Origin of the sequence: Allohoeflea poritis (assembly GCF_027889715.1) — a bacterium.
Taxonomy (GTDB): domain Bacteria; phylum Pseudomonadota; class Alphaproteobacteria; order Rhizobiales; family Rhizobiaceae; genus Hoeflea_A; species Hoeflea_A poritis.
In genome coordinates this window covers 36,726-55,557 of the sequence record NZ_JAPJZH010000025.1, presented here as the reverse complement: position 1 = coordinate 55,557, position 18,832 = coordinate 36,726, and the positions used below count along the sequence as shown (strand labels likewise).

Annotated in this window: 25 protein-coding genes; 10 read left to right on the top strand and 15 right to left on the bottom strand. The window is 52.4% G+C overall.

Annotated features, from left to right (window positions below; translation table 11 throughout):
* Positions 1–64 precede the first annotated feature (64 nt).
* Positions 65–1,651: a recombinase family protein gene (locus tag OOZ53_RS24800; RefSeq protein ID WP_271092471.1), complete on the bottom strand. Its 1,587-nt coding sequence runs from the start codon at positions 1,649–1,651 to the stop codon at positions 65–67.
* A 375-nt stretch (positions 1,652–2,026) separates the two neighbouring features.
* Here OOZ53_RS24800 and OOZ53_RS24795 point away from each other — a divergent pair, with 375 nt between their 5' ends.
* Together OOZ53_RS24795 and OOZ53_RS24790 are read left to right on the top strand one after the other, a co-directional pair.
* Positions 2,027–2,212 carry a hypothetical protein gene (locus tag OOZ53_RS24795; protein ID WP_271092470.1) on the top strand — a complete coding sequence of 62 codons (186 nt, stop codon included), beginning with the start codon at positions 2,027–2,029 and terminating at the stop codon, positions 2,210–2,212.
* A 395-nt stretch (positions 2,213–2,607) separates the two neighbouring features.
* The gene (locus OOZ53_RS24790; RefSeq protein ID WP_271092469.1) at positions 2,608–3,327 is read left to right on the top strand and encodes a glycoside hydrolase family 75 protein; all 720 of its coding nucleotides are present in this window, start codon (positions 2,608–2,610) and stop codon (positions 3,325–3,327) included.
* A 345-nt stretch (positions 3,328–3,672) separates the two neighbouring features.
* On the opposite strand, the gene OOZ53_RS24785 is transcribed toward OOZ53_RS24790, so the two are convergent.
* The 4 genes from OOZ53_RS24785 to OOZ53_RS24770 are packed head-to-tail and all read right to left on the bottom strand — an operon-like array spanning position 3,673 to position 6,833.
* Positions 3,673–4,761 (bottom strand): SAVED domain-containing protein, encoded by a 1,089-nt coding sequence (locus OOZ53_RS24785; RefSeq protein WP_271092468.1) that lies wholly within the window; start codon positions 4,759–4,761, stop codon positions 3,673–3,675.
* Positions 4,762–4,763: 2 nt separating this feature from the next.
* A complete protein-coding gene (locus tag OOZ53_RS24780; RefSeq protein WP_271092467.1) occupies positions 4,764–5,405 on the bottom strand; it encodes a hypothetical protein in 642 nt (213 codons plus the stop codon).
* Positions 5,402–6,604 (bottom strand): nucleotidyltransferase domain-containing protein, encoded by a 1,203-nt coding sequence (locus OOZ53_RS24775; protein WP_271092466.1) that lies wholly within the window; start codon positions 6,602–6,604, stop codon positions 5,402–5,404. Before OOZ53_RS24775 ends, OOZ53_RS24780 begins: the two co-directional genes overlap by 4 nt.
* Positions 6,605–6,608: 4 nt before the next feature.
* Entirely contained in the window at positions 6,609–6,833 is a 225-nt protein-coding gene (locus OOZ53_RS24770) for a DUF2188 domain-containing protein (protein WP_271092465.1), read from the bottom strand.
* Between the two features lie 152 nt (positions 6,834–6,985).
* On the opposite strand from OOZ53_RS24770, the gene OOZ53_RS24765 reads away from it, so the two are divergent.
* Positions 6,986–7,894: a helix-turn-helix transcriptional regulator gene (locus OOZ53_RS24765; RefSeq protein WP_271092464.1), complete on the top strand. Its 909-nt coding sequence runs from the start codon at positions 6,986–6,988 to the stop codon at positions 7,892–7,894.
* On the top strand, positions 7,824–8,609 hold the full coding sequence (gene halB, locus OOZ53_RS26565; RefSeq protein WP_425499233.1) for an anti-phage Hailong system nucleotidyltransferase HalB: 786 nt from the start codon (positions 7,824–7,826) through the stop codon (positions 8,607–8,609). The genes OOZ53_RS24765 and halB overlap by 71 nt, the downstream gene beginning before the upstream one ends.
* On the opposite strand, the gene OOZ53_RS24760 is transcribed toward halB, so the two are convergent.
* Complete coding sequence (locus OOZ53_RS24760; RefSeq protein ID WP_271092477.1) at positions 8,610–9,155, bottom strand: recombinase family protein; 546 nt, start codon at positions 9,153–9,155, stop codon at positions 8,610–8,612.
* Between the two features lie 245 nt (positions 9,156–9,400).
* On the opposite strand from OOZ53_RS24760, the gene OOZ53_RS24755 reads away from it, so the two are divergent.
* Positions 9,401–9,895 carry a hypothetical protein gene (locus OOZ53_RS24755; protein WP_271092478.1) on the top strand — a complete coding sequence of 165 codons (495 nt, stop codon included), beginning with the start codon at positions 9,401–9,403 and terminating at the stop codon, positions 9,893–9,895.
* Here the strand turns inward: OOZ53_RS24755 and OOZ53_RS24750 are convergent.
* Positions 9,821–10,057, bottom strand: coding sequence for a type IV secretory system conjugative DNA transfer family protein (locus OOZ53_RS24750; RefSeq protein ID WP_271092463.1), 237 nt, complete (start codon positions 10,055–10,057; stop codon positions 9,821–9,823). The two genes, OOZ53_RS24755 and OOZ53_RS24750, sit on opposite strands and share 75 nt — an antisense overlap.
* A gap of 162 nt (positions 10,058–10,219) precedes the next feature.
* On the opposite strand from OOZ53_RS24750, the gene OOZ53_RS24745 reads away from it, so the two are divergent.
* The 5 genes from OOZ53_RS24745 (at position 10,220) to OOZ53_RS24725 (ending at position 12,683) form a co-directional block, all read left to right on the top strand.
* Complete coding sequence (locus OOZ53_RS24745) at positions 10,220–10,534, top strand: type II toxin-antitoxin system TacA family antitoxin (protein ID WP_271092462.1); 315 nt, start codon at positions 10,220–10,222, stop codon at positions 10,532–10,534.
* Positions 10,524–11,072, top strand: coding sequence for a GNAT family N-acetyltransferase (locus OOZ53_RS24740; RefSeq protein ID WP_271092461.1), 549 nt, complete (start codon positions 10,524–10,526; stop codon positions 11,070–11,072). The genes OOZ53_RS24745 and OOZ53_RS24740 overlap by 11 nt, the downstream gene beginning before the upstream one ends.
* A gap of 3 nt (positions 11,073–11,075) precedes the next feature.
* A complete protein-coding gene (locus OOZ53_RS24735; protein ID WP_271092460.1) occupies positions 11,076–11,603 on the top strand; it encodes a hypothetical protein in 528 nt (175 codons plus the stop codon).
* The gene (locus OOZ53_RS24730; RefSeq protein ID WP_271092458.1) at positions 11,584–11,871 is read left to right on the top strand and encodes a hypothetical protein; all 288 of its coding nucleotides are present in this window, start codon (positions 11,584–11,586) and stop codon (positions 11,869–11,871) included. The genes OOZ53_RS24735 and OOZ53_RS24730 overlap by 20 nt, the downstream gene beginning before the upstream one ends.
* Before the next feature lie 593 nt (positions 11,872–12,464).
* Entirely contained in the window at positions 12,465–12,683 is a 219-nt protein-coding gene (locus OOZ53_RS24725) for a helix-turn-helix domain-containing protein (protein ID WP_271092456.1), read from the top strand.
* Between the two features lie 3 nt (positions 12,684–12,686).
* On the opposite strand, the gene OOZ53_RS24720 is transcribed toward OOZ53_RS24725, so the two are convergent.
* The 8 genes from OOZ53_RS24720 to OOZ53_RS24685 form a co-directional block, all read right to left on the bottom strand.
* Entirely contained in the window at positions 12,687–12,950 is a 264-nt protein-coding gene (locus OOZ53_RS24720) for a DUF2274 domain-containing protein (protein WP_271092455.1), read from the bottom strand.
* Between the two features lie 2 nt (positions 12,951–12,952).
* Positions 12,953–14,179 (bottom strand): TraB/TrbI/VirB10 family type IV secretion system protein, encoded by a 1,227-nt coding sequence (locus OOZ53_RS24715; protein WP_271092454.1) that lies wholly within the window; start codon positions 14,177–14,179, stop codon positions 12,953–12,955.
* The gene (gene trbG / locus OOZ53_RS24710; protein ID WP_271092453.1) at positions 14,169–15,224 is read right to left on the bottom strand and encodes a P-type conjugative transfer protein TrbG; all 1,056 of its coding nucleotides are present in this window, start codon (positions 15,222–15,224) and stop codon (positions 14,169–14,171) included. The genes OOZ53_RS24715 and trbG overlap by 11 nt, the downstream gene beginning before the upstream one ends.
* Entirely contained in the window at positions 15,221–15,997 is a 777-nt protein-coding gene (gene trbF, locus OOZ53_RS24705; protein WP_271092452.1) for a conjugal transfer protein TrbF, read from the bottom strand. Before trbF ends, trbG begins: the two co-directional genes overlap by 4 nt.
* On the bottom strand, positions 15,963–17,255 hold the full coding sequence (trbL, locus tag OOZ53_RS24700; RefSeq protein WP_271092451.1) for a P-type conjugative transfer protein TrbL: 1,293 nt from the start codon (positions 17,253–17,255) through the stop codon (positions 15,963–15,965). The genes trbF and trbL overlap by 35 nt, the downstream gene beginning before the upstream one ends.
* A gap of 118 nt (positions 17,256–17,373) precedes the next feature.
* The gene (trbJ, locus tag OOZ53_RS24695) at positions 17,374–18,108 is read right to left on the bottom strand and encodes a P-type conjugative transfer protein TrbJ (RefSeq protein WP_271092450.1); all 735 of its coding nucleotides are present in this window, start codon (positions 18,106–18,108) and stop codon (positions 17,374–17,376) included.
* Positions 18,105–18,335, bottom strand: a complete 231-nt coding sequence (locus tag OOZ53_RS24690) for a hypothetical protein (RefSeq protein ID WP_271092449.1) — start codon at positions 18,333–18,335, stop codon at positions 18,105–18,107. The genes trbJ and OOZ53_RS24690 overlap by 4 nt, the downstream gene beginning before the upstream one ends.
* On the bottom strand, positions 18,328–18,789 hold the full coding sequence (locus OOZ53_RS24685) for a nuclear transport factor 2 family protein (protein ID WP_271092448.1): 462 nt from the start codon (positions 18,787–18,789) through the stop codon (positions 18,328–18,330). The genes OOZ53_RS24690 and OOZ53_RS24685 overlap by 8 nt, the downstream gene beginning before the upstream one ends.
* Between the last annotated feature and the right edge of the window lie 43 nt (positions 18,790–18,832).

Genomic DNA, 18,832 nt, shown 5'->3' with positions numbered 1-18,832 from the left:
TCGACACCTCACGCAAAAGCGAAAAGTGTTACCTATGTGTCCGGTACGTTTTGTTACCTATCTCTCAGGCCGGGCACCCCGATGCGGAAATCATCATATTCGGATAGAGTTTTGGTGCGTCCGTAAGAGCGGCCAGGCGTCCGTGAACGCTAAGTGTCAGTTGACCTGAACTGTCATGGCCAACAGCAATCTTCTGGACTAAATCACGGATCGCTGATGCGGCCTCTTCGTTGTCAGGGGATATGCCGTCGTCGAATGCTTTGGACAGATTTGTGACGTATTGCCGGTAGCGTTTAACGGCGGTTGGATGAAGAGAGATAACATTTGGTTCAGGCTCCATTGCCGCTAGCCGTAATTCGATAGCTTCCTTATCATCATTGAGTGATCTGAGTTTCGGACCGGCTAATTTCATGTCGATGAGTTCGTCCTCATATTCCGCCCAGATGCGGTCGATGGATCGCTGAGTACGGGCAAGATCGTTCTCAAGCTTTAGGTGTGCCTTTTGTTTGTCGGCAGCGAGCCTGATCCTTTCTTTCTGGTATGTTTCTACAAACTCTGCCAATAGCTCTGGGCTCTCAAGGTGTTCTTGCAACCCGGAAAGCACAGCTGTTTCAATCTGATCCAGATAGTAGATTTTCTTGTTGTCGCACGAACCGGATTCCTTTCGCGTGGAGCAGTGAATTCGGATACGCCCGTTATCTCTATCCTTGATCGAAATTCCGCCACCGCATTTCTGGCACTTAAGCAGACCCGACAACAGACGCTTCGCCTTGCGCTGCTTTGCAGGATATTCACAGCTACGCGCGGTCTTTCTGGCCTGCACGGCGTCAAAGATCTTGTTGTCAATTATGGCAAGCTGAGGAACGTTTTCGCGATTCCATTCCTCAGGTGGATTGGGCCTCGACACGCGTCGGCCGGTATCTGGATCTTTGACCATCCGAACACGGTTCCAGATGAGGCGACCAGCATATAGCTCATTGATCAAAATCCCGTAGTGCCGGGACCGATTGCCATTGATCGTTGATGCTACCCATTGCTTACCGCGTGGCGGATCAATACCATCGTTGTTGAGCCCCGATGCTATCTCCCTTGGCGTTTTTCCAGCCAGATACTCATTGAATATTCTCTGAACGATCGCGGCCTCTTCATCTACGATCTCTAACGCGCCCGGTCTGCCCGGAACCGGGCGGTAGCCGTAGGCTTTTCCGCCAGCATGTCTGCCGTCGCGGACAACGCCTTGCATTCCTCTTCGGACTTTATTGGCCAGATCTGCGAGGTAGAGAGTACCCAGCAGCCCACGAATGCCAACTTGAACGGCATCAGCGGTTCCCTCATGTACTGCTCGGATTTCAATCCCCAGAAAACTCAATCGTTTCCATAAGTGTGCAAGATCTTCCTGATCTCTTGACAGCCGGTCTAAAGCTTCGACCACCAGCACGCAATACTGGCCATCCTGAGCTGCCCGCATCAGTTTTGCTATTCCGTTCCTGCCGATTATCGTTGAACCGGATTGGGCGCGGTCTTCAAATACAGCAACGGGTGTCAGGTTTTCTTTCGCCGCAAATGTCCGGCAAAGTTCGATCTGGTCATCAATGGATCGGTCATTTTGTAGGTCTGTAGAAAACCTTGCGTAGATAGCGGCTTTAAGCATCGATCAATCCCCTTTGGATATCCGACGCTCCATTTCTTCCGTGTGGTCTGCTCTGGCGGCGGCAATCGCTAGTGTCCGCACAAAATTTTGTAAGAACGACCGTTGTGCTCTCTGTTCTCTGGGTTCTTTCGGGTCAGGAGCATCACTGCTGGTTTTGCGCCCACGGTTTTCCATGGGGCCAATCTGACTCTAACCAATTTGATTGGTCAAAAGAACCCGAAGATATCGAAATCCAAGCCAAAAAAACTCGTGTCGATTGGTGTGCACAGATACACATAGTGGTCCAACCGATCACAATTAATATCGGGCCAACAAAATTTCGCCGATAGGCGGTCGCTCTCAGAAGGCAGTGGCCACAAGTTCGAATCCTGTCGGGTGCAAGACAATGAGGGTAATGACATCCTCGGACGCCCCAAAGAAATCGGCGCAGCGTGGAAACGAAAAGGCGACAAGCAAGGCGCAATCATCCAGCTTGATATCGTGCCTACCGACCTCATGAACCACAACGGCGTGATGTTTCTGGTTCCCACTGAAATTGCAAACAACGGTGGCTCACAATGAGCCACCAACCTTCTCAATCCGAAAAGGTGAAGTCTGAATCTCAAAAGTGTTCGTTCACGTGACAAGATAGAGCAATAATGCTTCGCTACTCAGGCGACATTGCAATCCGGTCGCAATCACTACAGCACCACAATGACCCAAGGGGAAACCTGAAGTCCAATGCAATTTGGAGGTATTTATTTGCGACTGCTTATCGGTGACAAATCAGTCTAAAGTGGCATTTCTAACTGTGCCAATGTTGAGTTGTGTTGAGCCATGCGTTACGTGGTTGTGTTCGGGTCGTAATGTCGGGGGGCATGATGCGGAAATCCATTTTTGTTTCTATATTGGCTTTGGGAATTTCAAGCTGTTCTAGCACTGGACCGAATAACTCTTCCCCGACGAGAGAAGAGATTTTGACCAGCTATTCAGCTCAGTTTAAGCGCTGTGATCGCGAAAACATTTTCAACGGCCGGGAAATGCGCGGTAATAAACGATGTCGACACCCGGATCCACGCAGGCGTGATTTGAACAACCTAGATGGCTTCTTCCGATTGAATGGTAAAGCGATTGCGTTTAGGGCGAAAATGTCGGTTGACGTCGATGGTGGGTACGCACCCTGCGCTGGGACGCGCGGAAGAACAGATCAATGCCCAACCACGTATTTCTACAAGAAGCTTTCACCGGGTGATGAAGCATTGCCAAAATGGCGGCAGAAATACGTCACCTCCGATATTGTTCCTTATGTAGTGATCCCTTACGATAGCCTACGCCCTGGTCGACCGAATGATCGAGAATCTCGCGAGTTTCGAGACAAAACGGGTGTAGCTATGGGGGATGTCGGTGTCGTTGTTGATGGTGACAAAGTCATCCCGGTCTTGGTTGCCGATGGCGGTCCGCATAACAAAATCGGGGAGGGGTCACTAGCGTTGTTCGATGCGCTCGGTGATACTCGATGTGCTAAGCGCCTTTCGAGTGACCCGAGGTTTTGCACGAAGGTAAAAAACTACAGCTTAGGTCGCACAGTTGAGTACGTTCTCTTCCCCAGCTCAAAGATCAATGACCTTACGCCGTCAAACACAAATAGAAAAGTTAGCGAAAAAGCATTGAAACTTTATCGTGCATTGGGCCGATGAAATGATGCGCCAGAAACCCGCTTTCGAACCCAAACGATCTTTTCGTTTTTTGGTAATGAAGGCTATTAAGTAAGACCGCGAACTGTTGCCTAAAGAGCTATTGCAAGATGTGTGGTGTAGCACACCACATCTTGGCAAGGGGAACTCGTTGTTCCCCGTTGCATCCCCTCAGTGTGTGGCACTGATCTGGCATTGAGCCCTTCAACACCAGCGAAACGATCCAGCGATTCATTGAGGCCAACGGCGGGACGCTGAATCACCCTAAGTCATGGAGAAAGCCTGGCATTGGGCGTCGGAGCTCGGTTCAAACGGTCCGCTGTTTGAACCTCATCAAAAGAGCTTATGCTATGAGAGGATTTCTATCGAAGCCTCCTCTTTGCCGGCTACGGGTAAAGAAATACCCCATGGAAAGGGTGGTTTGTGGTCAGGCTCATACTGATAGATGATGGTGGGTGGCGACAACCGCTTATCAAACTGCGTTCCGAACCGAAACGATAAGCTTGCAGGCGCGGCCAAAAAAAGATGGATCTTCTTTACGCCTTTGTCTTTCAAAATCTGCACCGTGTTGCGGAGACTGGCAGCCAGAGCAATTTGCTTGCTTTCAGACCAGTGGCTTGTAGTTGACCGATTTTCCAGATCGAGCTCAACAAGCGGCAGATCACCGGCTGCCTGAAGTGCACCTTCAATGTCCACCTTAAACGACGCTGATACCGCTAAGATAACCTCATCGGTTTTGTCTGGTAATTCCTGAACATTGGATGGCACAAATCGATATAAATCATCTACCCCATCAAGCTCTCGCCATTTCAAAAGGTCTCTGTCCCAGTCCAGTATGGCTTCTAAGCCTTGCTCATTATCTAGCATCACACCAGTCAAGAACAGGAATGGTACGGGAGCGAGACCACCAAAAACTCTCACAATATCTGCACGGTTCTGTCCCTGCTCCCGTTGCTGAAGAGTTGAAACGACCGTAGAAATCTCCTTAATCGCTGCGATTGGTTCGATCTGCCCATCGTCTTTGGGCTTTAGCGAAATAAGCAATGGATCTTTAGTGCCTCTAATGCTTTTGGGTATGGCTTCTGCAAGAGGCGCTCCTGATACGCCTCTCAGACCACGCAGTTCGATGACGGCTATTCGCCTTCTGTTTTCCCGTTGTATGTCTCTCAGGTGAGAAGCAATTTCGAACAAAATTCCTATAACGAGTACACAAAAGCCTAGAACTAGCTGTGCGCTAGGGGCATCGCCGAAGGTAAAACTCGCTGTAATGGGGACATTGCCAAATTGGAATGCGGCCACCGCTCCAAATGTTATACTGGATGAGCCGATAAGAATTAAACCAATATTAGCTAGATATCGAGGGGTATTTTTTAGTCGAAAATAGTAATCAATAGCTCTGGCGGCAAAATGAAAAATTAAGATAAAAATTTTTCTCATTTTTATATTTGCCTCTCGATATAAGCTTTATGTGTCGCGAACCACGAACGAGGGGCAATGCTTCTGAAAGAATTGATTTTGTGCCGAAACTCACAAACTCCAAGCCTTCGGTCACACCCACAAGGGCACTTTCGTTTGTTTGCGATGCGGCGTCGAAGTGAGGCAAGCGTAAAAAACTGAACAACTTGGCGTTCTGTTTGAACGTCGAGCATGTCTTTGTAGTCTTCGATCAATCCGGCCAAGCCATGTGAAAGTTCGCCAAACAAAAAGCGACCTAACGAATGGGCATATAAGAATGGAAATATGCAGTTCGACGCAAATCCCAACAGCGTTTTGTCACTATCTGTGAGAAGCTTCAGGCGCAACGGAGAGCCCAGGCACAGACTTCCATCTAGGTTGACGTGATTCTCAGGCTTTCGAGGAATTTTTTGTCCCACCTCAAAAACCGTCGGCATTTCTCTCGGGAAGTTTTCTGGAATTTCAATCCGCAGATTGTACGAGCCAAAAGTCTCGTTGCCATGTTCATCAACAGCCGCGAATTCATATAAGCCTTCTAAAGTCAAAGCGGAGGATTTCGATGGACGAAGAACCATCCTCGGTTGGCTCTTAAGAAAATTTCTGACACCGAGGGAGACTTCCTTCATTTGGTCGAACTTGATCTCCAGGGCTTAGGATTTTCGCTCGTTACAACGTGAACCTGCGACGGAATGGTTTCAGCTTTTGCTGGCTCATCAATTATTCCGGCAATAGCCGCTAGTGGAATAGTGGTGCCTAACTTGGTTTGTATTTGCTCACTCACGAAGGCGACGCTCTTGGGGTCATTCAACAACTCAAAATCGGTCTGCGCCTGAGCGAGCCAGCTCCAAAAATTCTCTTCAAGATGCAAATGCCCGTATTGAGGCATACTCCAGCGATCAGCAAAATCTTCACTTGGATTAACGGGGTTTGCGACCCTCGGCGCTGAAGCATTGACGTGATCACCCATTCTTAGGAGAACACCTTCAAGGGCGCTCTCAAGTGTTGTTTCTCCCTGATATGACCGTGCAGCGAGTGTGGTGATGATCACCGATATAGGCTTGGAATCTTCGTCGTTCTTAAACATCTGATCCCGATGGCGCTTCAAGATTTGCACAACCCTTTGCAAGGGTGTCTTACGCTTGTACGCTGGCAGATCATCTATTTGCGCTTTTTCAGCAAGGGCGATCGCGCGCTTTTCGGTCATACGATCTTCAAACCATTGAGCATATCCCTCAGGATTACTGGACAGCCAATCGTCTGAAATAACGCGGTAGTTGGGAAGCCTGTTATCTGTGATGCAAACTGTGTGCTCAGAAGCAATCTGTGAAATTCCGGCGCCTTCGTAACGAGCCATCTTTGTAAACGCGGCGCGCTGTTCTTCTTCTGCCGCTGGTACGCAGGGCACGATGTCCATGTGGAAACTCGGTGAGTCTCTATAATCGAGACGCCAGCATCTGTGCTTTTCTTCCTGTTGTGACTTTATTCCTCGCGCGTCTCTGTACCTACCAATTTCATGTCCAACGAGAGATTTGATCTGCTCTTGCGTGTGCGAGGTCTTGGTTGCGCCCTGACTCAGTTTACAAGCAAGGTCCAAGTCATACTCCTCGGACTCATCCAGCGGACGAATAGCAGTTCCGAGACGAAACGAACCCTGAGGATAAACATGGGGTTCGAACTTCACGACAGCAGAATCTGCACGACCCAGCCACTCCCCCAAGTCCCCATACCGCGCTGCTGCACGTTCGTATGCGGTATCAGGAAGGTCCAAAACCTCGACCAGCTTCTCAAGAAGTTTGTTTTTTTCGTTATTGCTGTGATGCTTCATAGCCTCATCCTTTCGGGGGATACGGATCATTGCCATATGAATTCCGTTCCCGAATTTGACCGTTTTTTCCGTGAATGAGCATTTCGCTCTGTTGGTTGATGGCAGTAGACCGAGCTGACTGGATAGCCTCTGCCTGAGTGGCATGGACGCTCGTCGCTCTTTGGTTACCGGCACCTTTCACAGCCCACCCATCCTGGTGGGGCACAACGTGTTGATTTCGTTTACTCATCTTAAATTTCCTGTTCTGGAAGCTCGATGAACCTCAAAATTTTTGGTTTGACGCTTCATTTCAATTAATAGATAATATAATATCAACTAAGAGATGTGTCAAGAAAATAGGAGGATGATTGTGAATATTCTTATTAAATGTGCGCTTGTGAAATGACATACGCTGATTTCGACGTAAAGTGGGGTGTTCGTAAGCGTATGGAGTTCATAGAGTTTCGGCTGTTTTGGTACGGGCGCTTTAATCGCCCTGATTTGTCCTCTGCCTTCGACATTTCAGCGCAACAAGCCACTAATGACATATCGATGTACCAAAGGCATGCGCCTGAAAATTGCGAGTATGATCCAAAACAAAAATCATATGTTCGATTGCCGCGCTTTGAACCGAACCTTCTCAAGAAAGCAGGAGAGCGGTATCTACTACAACTAGTTGCGGTCGAGAGTGGTTGGATGGAGCGAAAGGAGACGTGGTTTGAAGAAATGCCACCCGTCGAAGTCGTGTCCCTCGAACGAGCTCCGATTAACACCATGCATCTCATGTCCGTTTTGGACGCAATCCGACTAAAGCAAGAGCTCACAATAAGCTATCATTCGTTGACCGGGTCGCCCGCCTCGGAAAGAACGATTGCTCCCCACGCAATTTCGCACAGCAAAGGTGTTTGGTACGTTCGCGCCTGGAACAAAGGCCACAATGACTTTCGCGACTATCATCTAAACAGAATTAGCGCGACCAGAAATGCGACAGCCTGCGACATCGACTATGATCTTGATTATCAATGGTTTCAAAGAATTAACTTTGAACTCGCCCCAAACCCCAAGCTAGACAGGGGCAGACAGAAAGCAATCTCAAGCGAATACGCAATGGTTGACGGCATCAAAAAAGTTCCCGTCAGGTTGAGTCATGCATTTTACCTCATGGATCAATACAACCTTGATGTTGAGGAAGGGAAAATACCACCTGAAAAACAGCAGCTTGTCTTGATCAACAGAGAAGATGTCTTGGCTGCAGTCCGAACTGCCAGAACGATGTCCACCGAAGCCTTGGAAAGAGTGTCCGAGCAATGAAGCTATCTGGGCTGAAGGTGAAAAAATGTCCATCTTAGCGGCTGCTCTTTACGGCAGCCGTGCAAGAGGCGATCAGAGTGAAAATTCAGATACAGACATATTGCTCATAACCGACGATGGGCAAATACAGCACAAATCTGCAAGCAATTTGTCGCTTTCATTTTACCCGCTCTCAGACTTGAGGAACAGAGCGCAAGAAGGAGACCTCTTCCTCTATCATGTATTGAGTGAGGGAAACGTTTTGTACGATCCCCTTAGTCTATTTGCAGAACTCAAAGACGGCTTCCAATTTAAGTCATCGTACGATTCGGAAATTGACAGCGCAAATGAGATCGCGTGGTTCATAACAAAGTGCTCTGACGAGCTCTTGTCGTCGCCCTTACTGCCAAAACGAATTGCATGGTGCGTGAGAACCATTCTGATTTCACTATCAGCAAATCGGGGGAGTCCGGTCTTCAGTCTAGAAAGATTAGATCAATTTCATGAGGGGCATAACGTCCTCAGTTTGATACGAGCAAAAGATGCACAAAGCATCTCTCAAAACCTCATCGCTGACTTCGAGACGTTTCTCAAATCTCTTAAATTGACTGACCCAAACCCACTAGCCTTACATTTCGAAGACTACAAACAAGCATTTAAGCTATCTAAAAATAGACTGGGTTTAAGTCTTTTGAGGCATTTGGAAGATGCGACGTCATGGTCTGAATATGATTGACTATTTTTCGAGGCACTTTAATGCCCTCGAAATTGTGAGCGGTGCGACGCCGTAATTTCGGGCGATGTCAGTGATTGTGTATTGCCTTGCTGCGATTTGTGTACGGGCGCGAGTGATCTGGTCTGCATTCAGTTTTCTCGGTCTTCCGATATGTTTGCCGCGGGCCTTCGCCGCTTGCATGCCTGCCTTGGTACGTTCGCTGATTTGTTCCCGTTCGAACTCAGCAAAGACAGCGAGCTGACCGTAAAGCATTCGGCCGACTGCGTTGGTCGTGTCGATGCCCTGCGTGATCGCCTGAAAGTCCACACCCCGTTTTCTCAGATCATCCAGCATCTGCAATAGATGGATCGTGGAACGGCCCAGCCGGTCCAGTTTCCATACACACAGCGTGTCGCCCTGCTGGAGTGAGGCAAGCAGTTCTTCCAAACCCTGCCGTTTCGTGACTGCGCCTGACACACCGTGATCGCCGTAAATCACATCGCATCCGGCATGTTTCAGAGCGTCAATCTGCAGATCCTCAGTCTGCTCCTTATCCGAGACACGGATGTAACCGATTTTTTTCAGTCGTCTTTGGGATGGGGCTTTCGTCGTCTTCGTCGCCGAAATCCTAACGTTTTCAGCAGCATGAGCAAGGACGGCACATGCAATCGAAACCCATCAAAAGGGTTGCTTTTTGAAATCGTTGATTGACGGTGTTTTGAGGGCGACTGCACCTCAAGATTGTCCTAATGAATCAATGGATGAGAGCGAAATCAAGAAAAATATGGTAATGATATCAATAGGGAAGCCTTTTGACATGCGCCCCTCAACTGCTCTTTTCACTGCAAGCATTTTTGTTTGTTTCTCCTTATGCCAACGCCGATACGAATGGTATCAGTTCTTCGTTCACAGGACTGGAATTTGATATCAGCGGTGTTAGCCTTGACATTCCAGCCGAGCGAAGTCTCAAGGCACTCAATCCGAATTTCCGGTTCAAGACAAAACACTGGAAAGACAGTCAGAACCAAAAGGTTCGGGAAGACATAGCAGATCAGAGTTTTGCCACCGGCAATATCATGGGTGTTAGGGAAGGCGTCAGGATTATCGTGACGCCTTGGCATTCCGGCAACCTGATCCAGCAAGTTACCCGTCAGGTTTCGATTAAGCCCGACGACCAGAAACCGACGATTGATGATTTCGTTGCTGCGACCAAGGCTAAATACGGAGAACCCTCACAGATCATCACCAAGGGAATATTCGGACGGCAACCCCGCCATCAAGCCAAATGCTTGCTCCACCATAGGTAGACGACCAAGGGCAGGCATTTCGTCAAGAAAGAAGAGAATGGGCTTTTTGGGCTTCTGCTCAATGTTGCGCGCATTGACCGTCAAAGACTGCTGGATGTGCACACTGAGCCAGGCTGAATGGGATTCCAGCTTATCTGCGGGCAGCACTAGAAAGACGCTCATCTGGCTGTTCTTCAAGTCCTCATAACTGTGGCTAATTCTGCCATCATTCACTTGTACGGTGAATTCCCGTACACTTGACATGTACGCCTATTTACCGTACATACTTGGAAATCTCATGCCCCTGAGAGATCAGGTTGGCCCTAACGCTGAAAGGAGACGATCATGTTGGCATTTGAAGATGCGACTGCTTCAGTCGACGAGCCGAAAAGTGCTCGCCTTGAGGCACGCACCCAGCCTTCCGTGAAAGACACGATCAACCGTGCCGCGACATTGAACGGAGTCGATGTTAGTTCTTTTGTCGTGAGCGCTGCCTATAACGCTGCGCAATCGACGATTGAGGCACATAAGGTGACGGTACTCGAAAGCGAGGCGGACAGAGAGGCGTTCTTTAATGCGCTCGATAATCCTCCGAAGCCGACCAAGCGACTGCAAGAAGCGTTTGTACATCGCAAGAAGCTGATTGCGAATGCCGACTGACGCGGAAGAGCAAGCACCTTTCACAATTCAGCCGTTCGATCCGAAAACACATGATCGGGCGGCTTTTTCTTGCGGCGTTCCGCAAATCGACAATTACCTTAAGCTGACAGCGAAAAAGGGCACCAAAGCAGACGTCGTTCGAGTCTGGGTTGTCATTGACGCAGAAAACAACATCGTCGGCTTTTACGGCATTAATATGCATTCGGTCGACGTTAAAGAGATGCCTGCCTCCTACAAAAAGAAAGCCATGAGGCATGGTCTATTACCGGCCGCATTTATCGCTATGATCGGTGTGGACGAAAAGCATCAGGGCAACGGTTTGGGAAGTGCATTGGTAGCTGACGCGCTCGACAGAATTGCGCGCGCCTCCGAGGAAATCGGGACCTGCGTGATCATGTTGGACGTCTTTGACGATGGAGATAGTGACGCTGTCACCCGCCGCAAAAACTATTATGAGAGCTTTGGCTTCGCACCACTGCCTGATCAGCCACTTCGGCTCTTCATGCCCATCGCAACGGCGCGAGAAGCAGCAGGATAGTTTATGGACAGCGATGAAGAGTATTATGATGACTATGCGGCGGATCAAGAGCCGAGTTTCCGATCGCACACCGAAATCACACCGCATGAATTGACGTCAGCACTCCACTCGTTGGTTCTGCTTCGCAACGACGTGTATCTCGGTTTGCAGGTGACAAACCTGACAGTGGTCGATCAGTTCATAATGAACCTCGAAAATCAAACGCTTCAGGAATACATCCAGACGGACAAAACCCCGCCAACGACGTTGTTCCTCAATGCACAATCGCAGATGTGGATCTTTGCAGCCTACGAGTTTCTGAGGACCTGGAGGGCACGAGCCAGGGACATCATCAAGCTGGCGAACAACGGCGGTTTGGAGCTCAAAGCCACTAGCCTTGAAGAAGATCAAGGGTATCTGCATGCCGGCCGCGAAATGCGGGCAAAACAACTGCGAGAAATCGCTGCCGATCCATCAATCATCGAGACAATCAAAATTGCATATTCCTTTTTCGAGGCTCGAGCACCTCAGAGTGTCCTTCGCCAAACATGAAGTGCGTGGGCGAAACAACTCGATCGCCTATGCGCCAGGCTACGGTCGTATCAGCATGACGAATGGTTCGCTTCAGTATCAACTGGAAAATGGACCAGTTATTCTCGACACCATCAGCAGACGCGATGTTGCCGACGAATTACGTGCGCTGAATGATCAAAGTAGCATTCCAACTGACGAGGATTTGCAAGGCTTCGATGAATTCATGCGTGCATCAATGGCGAAAGAGGAGCTTCAAGCCATGCGCGCAGAAGATGTGGAGTTTTGATCGACGGCACAATAATAGTCAGTCTTCGACTTCTATCGCCAAACTGAAGCTGTTCGGTTTCCCTTATCGCTCAAACGATCGGCGATATCGCTTGAGAAGACGCATTTTGGAACTCTATTCCACGCTAATTCTAGAAAATGGATGTCCGCTTCTAAGGTATAGTCGATGTGTCTCAGCATTCGCAGCGAATGACTGCTTCCCACCCAAGTTGGTCATGTGCTGCAGCGCAATATGACGTTTGTGAATCTAGGTCTGCGCACCTCTTTATTTCAGTAATCTATAACCGTCAGAGCTTATCCATCGCGCCCGTATGAGATGCGAATCAAATTGCAACTTACATCGAGATTTATCTTTCGCAGGATCGGTTCCGAACGCGGACTTGAATGCACTTTCCCAATGCTCGCCAGTATTGTCCGCTTCGAGCAACATCAGGTAAAGCTTGAAGCACCTGCGATCGTATGCGGTGATGCGCTCTGAATTCGGCGGAGCGTCCAGAAATTCCTGCATGAGCATCTATACCGCACTTCAAGATACAACTATTTGTAGAGTATACTCCGTGGTTAAATACGCCGCAACGGCGTCGTCTCTCGTTCATGAATCTACGAGAGACATTCGCGGCAAACCTGCGGTACTACCGGCAGGAGAAGGGTGTGTCGCAGGAAGACCTTGCCCATCGAGCCGGTCTTGATCGCACCTATATCAGTTCGCTCGAACGAAGCGTCTATTCGGCCAGCATTGACGTCATAGAAAAAGTTGCATTGGTTCTTGAAGTTGAGCCGCACAGGTTCCTCAAAGTTCGCAACCAGAGCTAGTTCTTACTTGGCTGTTTGTGGTGGCTTTAATGACGAAGAGGGCGCTTGCTGAGAAGGCTGGCTTTTCGCAGTACGGAATTGACGATCTGATCCGACAAACGTCTCCAGCATATATGGGATCAGATCGGTGATTGCTTCCCGTTCCCCATATTCGGCTTCGTATAGATTGGCGTAGGCTGCGAGCATTTGCTGCAGGTCCGCGCTAGCGGTGAACGTGATCTTGGCCGTTTCCCGGTTCGGAAGTTTTTTGAGTTTGAGTGGCGACATGGCTATTGGTTCCCCTTCATGGGCGGGAGGACTATGTCCTTGTGCACGATGATGCGAAGCGGCCAGCCGGGTCGTACGGTGATGGTTGGTTGGATATCGAGGCTGCGCTGAACCAGGGACTGGCCGGCCCGATTGGTAGATTGCTGAGCGCTTTCCCGGATCGCCTCGACGAGGTCGGATTCGTTGTCGCCCAACGTGAGCTCGGTGCCGACGCCTAGGACGCTGGAGAGTGCGATGCCTTTGAGAAGGGCACCGGCGTGGTGGTTCACCCGATCGGTAAGACCCGCATTTCCGGCTTCATCGGTTCCTGGCAGATTTTCTATCACGATCGAGGAGCCGTCCGGCCGGATAATGCGTTGCCACACGACAAGCGCCCGGTTTTGTCCGAAGGAGACCTGGCTATCGTACTTTCCGATGAGGCGGGAGCCCTGAGGGATAAGCAGGTATTGGCCGCTGACAGTGTCATAAACATGTTCAGTGACCTGGGCGATCACCGTGCCGGGAAGATCGGAGTTTAGCCCAGTGGCGAGGCTTGCCGCGATGATTGTACCCGCCATGAGCTGATAGGGTGAGGCGGGATGCTGGGTGGCGTGTTCGTTGTAGATGTCGTCGTCTGGCCCATCCTCAAGGAACGCCAGTTTTGCCTTTTGCTGGTACTGATCTGTGGGCCGGTTGGCTTGGGGCAATGTTGATAGCGCTGATTGTGGGCTTACACTCGGCCTGGCGGTCGATGCAGGCTCTGCCTTTCTGTTGTTTCCGAGGTCAGAGGTTTGCTTCCTCTGCGAAAAGAACAGATCGGATCCAGCGGATTGCGCTGCAAGACGTGCCAACCTGATGCGCTCGGCGCGCCTAAACTCCTCTTCCGGATCCGGCCGGTAGGACGGTAGCTGTCGACCGGGAAGTGGTTTGATGCCGAGATCACGCTCGACCCGAGTGATGGTTTTGCCAATGTCGCCGGCATTGGGCGGGCCGAGCTTCGGAATGCGGTCATAGGTTTCGGGCAGTTTTTCAAGTCCGTCCGGAGGAGCCTTGTGCCGTGTCTGATAGAGCTCCTTTCTTTCTGTGTCGGTTCGCCAGTTCGGCGGATCGAGCGCGATCAGAAAAGCGCCGCCGATGAGGGCGAGGGTGATGGCCGCACCGCCAAGCAGGACCTTACGGTTGATGCGCGTCACCGGTTTTGGCCTGGCCCGCAGCTCGAAGTTTTCGGGAGGCTGCTTATTATCTGTCATGGAAGAGCTCCCGCTTTTTCGCTGAAGCCCTTCGTTTCGCGTCGGTTCGAACGATACGCACAATCCTTTGCGGCTTCTTTCCAAGGCGCAGTTCAGCCACCGCAAAGAGCCTGTCGATGATGTAGTAATTGTCCCGCACCCGGTAGTTGACCAGCGCCGGTTGTCCATCTGACGCGATGACGAAGAGGGGCGGCGCCTCACCCTGGCGCAGGCCGGAGGGAAACTGGACGAAGACCTTTTGACCGTCGTCGAAGGCACGCAGCGGCTTCCAGGGGGCATTGCCTTCGATGCGGTAGCGGAACTTGATCCGGTCCAGCTTCAAACCGGAGCTGATCGTGTTGTTTGCCGTTTCGGTCGCCTTGGCGTTCACCCGGTTCAGGGCAAGGAGGTCGGAGTATGGATAAGTCCAGGAAACCGACGCCATGTAGGTCTCGTCCGTCGAGTGCATCTCCAGGTGATAGGTGCGCCGGTCCGTGGCGATCACCAGATTGGTCTGTAGGTCCGGTGCTATCGGCTTGACCAGGACATGGACCTGATCCTGCCGGTCACCTTTGACTGACCTTGCACCGGAGCGTGTATCGCCCACCACCCAGCGAACCGTGTCGCCGCTCGACACCGAGATCAGTTTTTCGCCAGGTTCAAGCGTGATGTCCGAAACCTGGTTGACGGCTGCGTAGAGCTGGTAGAGCGCACCTTCTACGAAGGGGTAGTTCTGGATGGCGTTGACATAACCGTCCTTTGTCGGCTCGAACTTGGCGATCTTGTTGGCCTCGGTCACCAGCTGCTCCGGGGGCAGATTGTCCTCTTTCTTCTTTGCCCCGCCACCTCCGGGCGGTGGTTTCAACTGGCCGGGCAGGGGAAGCGGCTTCGGCAGTTCCACCAGCCTGACCGGCTTTCCAGGTTCCTGTTGGCGTAGGGCCGTGTCGAAGTCGAGGTTGTCGTAGTTGATTTCCGGAATGTCCGGCTTCGTAGCGCAAGCGGCAAGGTGAAGCGGAAGGACGAGCGCGACTAGTCGCACCGCCTTTTTTGGGGCAGCTGATCTCATGGATTGTCTCCAGATGATGGTTGGTGGGATCGGTTGGAAGGAGAACTCGTCTTCAGATCGCGCGACCAGTTGATGTCGTGCACATAAATGCCGAGCGGATTTTTGCGCAGCGTCTCGATATCGCGCGGCTGTTCGATGACGACCGCAAAGACACCAGTCCATCGGTCGGTCCGGCTGAGCGATCCATTGACGTAAATGCGTTCCAGCCAGCGGATCTGAAAACTGCCAGTCGAGGCGCGAACGACACTTGTGACTTCCACCGACACGGTGCGTTCGCCAACGCGAGCGAAGGGATCGGTGTCACGCGCGTGTTCGTTCAGCGTATTGGCTGCGCGGGCAGTGGTGTAATCGTAGGCTCTCAGCCAGTTCTTACGCACAACGATGGGATCGGCGGGCAGGGAGCGGATGTTTTCAATAAAGGACGCCAGATGGAAAGCAATCTGCGCGTCGGTTGGATCGTAGTCTGCTGCTGCAGCTTTTGTTGCCCTCGCCGAACCATCCGCTTCGAGTTCGATCACGTAAGGAACGATCCGCGATTGCGCGGCAAGCCATGTCATGCCGCCTGAAAGGCTCAGCGACAGCGATAGGCATCCGAAGGCCATCAGCCGCCAGTTTCGTGCCCGCACCAGTGCGTCGCCCATCCTAGTGTCCCAGACTTGGGCAGCCTTCTGATAGGGTGTTTCGGGGATGGGCGTATCGCCATAGGCCGTGCGTGATCGTTTGAAGATCATGGTGTCCTCACTTGTCAGGATCGAGTTTGGGGCCGTCGCCATGGGCGCCGCGGTCGCCCTCGCGCAGGGAATGGGCTGCCGACTGGCTGGCTTCGCGCAAGCGCTGCCGCCGATGCAACTTCCTGGCCCAGCCTGGTGCTCCAGTGCTGCCTGAGGGCGGTCCAACGACACCTGCGCCACGCCCGCCGGCGGGTGACGGTGAAGAGGATTGGTTCGCCCGAAAGCCGTATGCCTGACCTTGTCGGTAGGAATCCGTGACCGGTGCAGCCGCGGCCGAGGCCGTGTTTTTCAGCGGCGCGCCGACCGTGGCCTTCATTGCGCCAGCCGTGCCACCGCTCTGAAGGCCTGCGCTGGTTCGTCCGGCCATGTTGGCAGCTGCCTTGACGCTTCCTCCCGCCAGATGTCCTGCGCCACGAAGCGCGCCGGATGCCGCCATGCCTCCGACAACGCCGGTGCCGACCAGACCCGCAGCCGTGCCGGCCGCTGCGCCCGCGCCCAATTGCGGTGCTCCAGAGACAAGGCCAGCCGCGATACCGGGAACAAACAGGGCAAGCCCGAAGACGGCGATGGCGGCAAGGATGACGGAAGCGGCATGCGCAAGATCCACGTCGGCCGAGGGAGGTGTCGCGATTTCACCGAAGATGGACGAGCCGATCCCGAGCACGATGGCAAGCACCATCAGCTTGATGCCGGAGGTGATGACATTGCCGAGGACGCGCTCGGCCAGAAAGGCCGTCTTGCCGAAAAGCGCAAAGGGTACGAGCACGAAACCGGCAAGCGTCGTCAGCTTGAACTCGATGATGGTGATGAAGAGCTGGACAGAAAGGACGAAGAAGGCGAGGAGCACGATCAGCCAGGCAATCAGCAGCACGACAATCGTCACCACATTGTTGAAGAAGGTGGTAAAGCCGATGAGTTCACCCGCCGCTTCCAGCATCGGCCAGGCGGCGGTAAAGCCGGTGGTGGCAACAAATCCCGGCCGCATGAGCTGATCGGCGCCGAACGGCGCATTGCCGGCCTTCAATCCCAGTCCAGCGAAGGAGTCGAAGACAATGCCCGAAAGAGACTGGAAGTTGTTTATGAGCAGCGCGAAGAAGCCGATATAGAGCACCTTCCGGATGAGCTGCGCGGCAACATTGTCCTCGCCCATCAACGCCCAAAAAAGGCCGGCAAGCACGATATCGATCGCGACCAGTATCGAGACCAGGAAAGCAACGTCGCCGGAAAGCAGCCCGAAGCCAGATTCGATATAGGTGACGAATGTCTCAGTGAACCGGTCGATGACATTGAGATCGTCCATGGGGCTCTCCGGGCAAACCTTTCCCGTTCACGGAAGAGGTGGCTTCCGTGCGCATGTGTGTGGGTTGTTTCAAAAGCTGACCGCCTGCTTCAGTCAGGCGGTTCAGCGATTGGACGGATCAGTCCGGCGAATAGGCATCGCTTTCTCCGAGAAAGTTCCTGAACCGGGTCCGGGCTTCTTCCTCGGCCGCCAGCGTGCTTGCTCGGTCGACCGTTGCAGCGCGAGCCTCAGTTGCAAGCAGCTGCTGCAGTTGCAGCGATTGTTTGACGGCAAGGCCCGTCAGCTCATTCCCGGCCTGCATTGCCTGCAGGTTTCCGACCGACGCGCGCGAGCGGGAAAGCAGGGTGTTGAGTAGGTCGCCATCGGCTTCCGCATTCTCACTGATCTGGGCCTGCAGGTTGGCGGAGCGTTTGTGAGCGGCAAGCGCTTCTTCCCATCGTTCCCTGGCGTTCTGCACCATATCATCGGTGGAGAGCGATGCCTCGAAAGTGTTCGGAAAGAGTTCCTGCATCGCCGCATCTGTTTCCTGAACCGTCATGGCGATTGCGTTCGCCTGATCCATCAGGGTGTTGATTTCGGAAAGGGTGGCGGCCAGATCCGGCGCAATCGTCTCAGTCAGCTGCGTCAGATCCAAGTCCATGTTGAGCAGCATCTGCGCCTCGTTGCGCAGCTGCTCGATTTGCTGGTTGATTTCTGTCAGCGTCTGCGAGGCCGTCATGATGTTTTGGTGATAGTTCCAGGGATCGAACACGGTCCAGGCCGCAGGCGGCCGTTCCGGGTGTGCCAGGATGAGGCCTGTGCAGATGGCGGCGACGGCTGATGCGTGTTTCAAGGCGGATTTTCTGGTCCTCATTGTGGAACTCCTTTCGAACTGTCGTTGGGGGTGATTGGTTGCTGTGGGCTGTCGATCATGTCTGCTGTGGTCTGCGCCCGATCCTGCACGTCGGTCGGTGTTTCGTGTTCATGGGCAAAACCGGTGAGCAGGTCTGCTCCCCAGTCGAGACCCTTTGCGCGCAGTTGGTCAGCGACCCGCCGGCCAGTCTTGCCGGTGCCGCCGGTTACAAGGATATGGTTAGCCATCGATGAACTCCTGAAAGTTGGATGTGAGTGTTTCGATCCCGCCAACCGCTTCGAGCAGGATCAGAGGGTTCCAGTAGTCGCGGTAATGCACAATTCGCCCATCGCGGACCCGAATGACTGAAATGTAATTCTGATCGTATCGCGCACCCGTCTCGCTGCCACTGCCTTTGCAGGAGAACTCCAGCACGAAGGTTTCGCCGTCCATGGCGGCATGGGTAATCGGCGTCCCCATGCTCTCAAAGGCAAGGAGTGCGCCGACCTTCGGAAGATAGGCCGCCATTCTAACCTTGCCCCGCACCTCGGTGACGGTACCGGGCGGTGCAAAGGGAAACTGGAAAACGATATCGTCATCGCACATGGCGAGAAAATCCTCGCCCGCATCGGCGGCGAGTGCGTCGCCCAGGGCAACACGCAGCATTGCCCCGAAGCTTGGAATGGTTTGCGCATCGGACATCTTCATCTCCTGTTGGTTCCATGGTGCTGCCGATCTCACAGGT

What these genes read in the sequence shown, in the direction of transcription:
- OOZ53_RS24800 (WP_271092471.1), bottom strand. Translation starts at nt 1,651, where the DNA reads ATGCTTAAAGCCGCTATCTACGCAAGGTTTTCTACAGACCTACAAAAT.
- OOZ53_RS24785 (WP_271092468.1), bottom strand. Translation starts at nt 4,761, where the DNA reads ATGAGAAAAATTTTTATCTTAATTTTTCATTTTGCCGCCAGAGCTATT.
- OOZ53_RS24780 (WP_271092467.1), bottom strand. Translation starts at nt 5,405, where the DNA reads ATGAAGGAAGTCTCCCTCGGTGTCAGAAATTTTCTTAAGAGCCAACCG.
- OOZ53_RS24775 (WP_271092466.1), bottom strand. Translation starts at nt 6,604, where the DNA reads ATGAAGCATCACAGCAATAACGAAAAAAACAAACTTCTTGAGAAGCTG.
- OOZ53_RS24770 (WP_271092465.1), bottom strand. Translation starts at nt 6,833, where the DNA reads ATGAGTAAACGAAATCAACACGTTGTGCCCCACCAGGATGGGTGGGCT.
- OOZ53_RS24765 (WP_271092464.1), top strand. Translation starts at nt 6,986, where the DNA reads ATGACATACGCTGATTTCGACGTAAAGTGGGGTGTTCGTAAGCGTATG.
- halB (WP_425499233.1), top strand. Translation starts at nt 7,824, where the DNA reads ATGTCTTGGCTGCAGTCCGAACTGCCAGAACGATGTCCACCGAAGCCT.
- OOZ53_RS24750 (WP_271092463.1), bottom strand. Translation starts at nt 10,057, where the DNA reads ATGAGCGTCTTTCTAGTGCTGCCCGCAGATAAGCTGGAATCCCATTCA.
- OOZ53_RS24745 (WP_271092462.1), top strand. Translation starts at nt 10,220, where the DNA reads ATGTTGGCATTTGAAGATGCGACTGCTTCAGTCGACGAGCCGAAAAGT.
- OOZ53_RS24740 (WP_271092461.1), top strand. Translation starts at nt 10,524, where the DNA reads ATGCCGACTGACGCGGAAGAGCAAGCACCTTTCACAATTCAGCCGTTC.
- OOZ53_RS24735 (WP_271092460.1), top strand. Translation starts at nt 11,076, where the DNA reads ATGGACAGCGATGAAGAGTATTATGATGACTATGCGGCGGATCAAGAG.
- OOZ53_RS24725 (WP_271092456.1), top strand. Translation starts at nt 12,465, where the DNA reads ATGAATCTACGAGAGACATTCGCGGCAAACCTGCGGTACTACCGGCAG.
- OOZ53_RS24720 (WP_271092455.1), bottom strand. Translation starts at nt 12,950, where the DNA reads ATGTCGCCACTCAAACTCAAAAAACTTCCGAACCGGGAAACGGCCAAG.
- OOZ53_RS24715 (WP_271092454.1), bottom strand. Translation starts at nt 14,179, where the DNA reads ATGACAGATAATAAGCAGCCTCCCGAAAACTTCGAGCTGCGGGCCAGG.
- trbG (WP_271092453.1), bottom strand. Translation starts at nt 15,224, where the DNA reads ATGAGATCAGCTGCCCCAAAAAAGGCGGTGCGACTAGTCGCGCTCGTC.
- trbF (WP_271092452.1), bottom strand. Translation starts at nt 15,997, where the DNA reads ATGGCGACGGCCCCAAACTCGATCCTGACAAGTGAGGACACCATGATC.
- trbL (WP_271092451.1), bottom strand. Translation starts at nt 17,255, where the DNA reads ATGGACGATCTCAATGTCATCGACCGGTTCACTGAGACATTCGTCACC.
- trbJ (WP_271092450.1), bottom strand. Translation starts at nt 18,108, where the DNA reads ATGAGGACCAGAAAATCCGCCTTGAAACACGCATCAGCCGTCGCCGCC.
- OOZ53_RS24690 (WP_271092449.1), bottom strand. Translation starts at nt 18,335, where the DNA reads ATGGCTAACCATATCCTTGTAACCGGCGGCACCGGCAAGACTGGCCGG.
- OOZ53_RS24685 (WP_271092448.1), bottom strand. Translation starts at nt 18,789, where the DNA reads ATGTCCGATGCGCAAACCATTCCAAGCTTCGGGGCAATGCTGCGTGTT.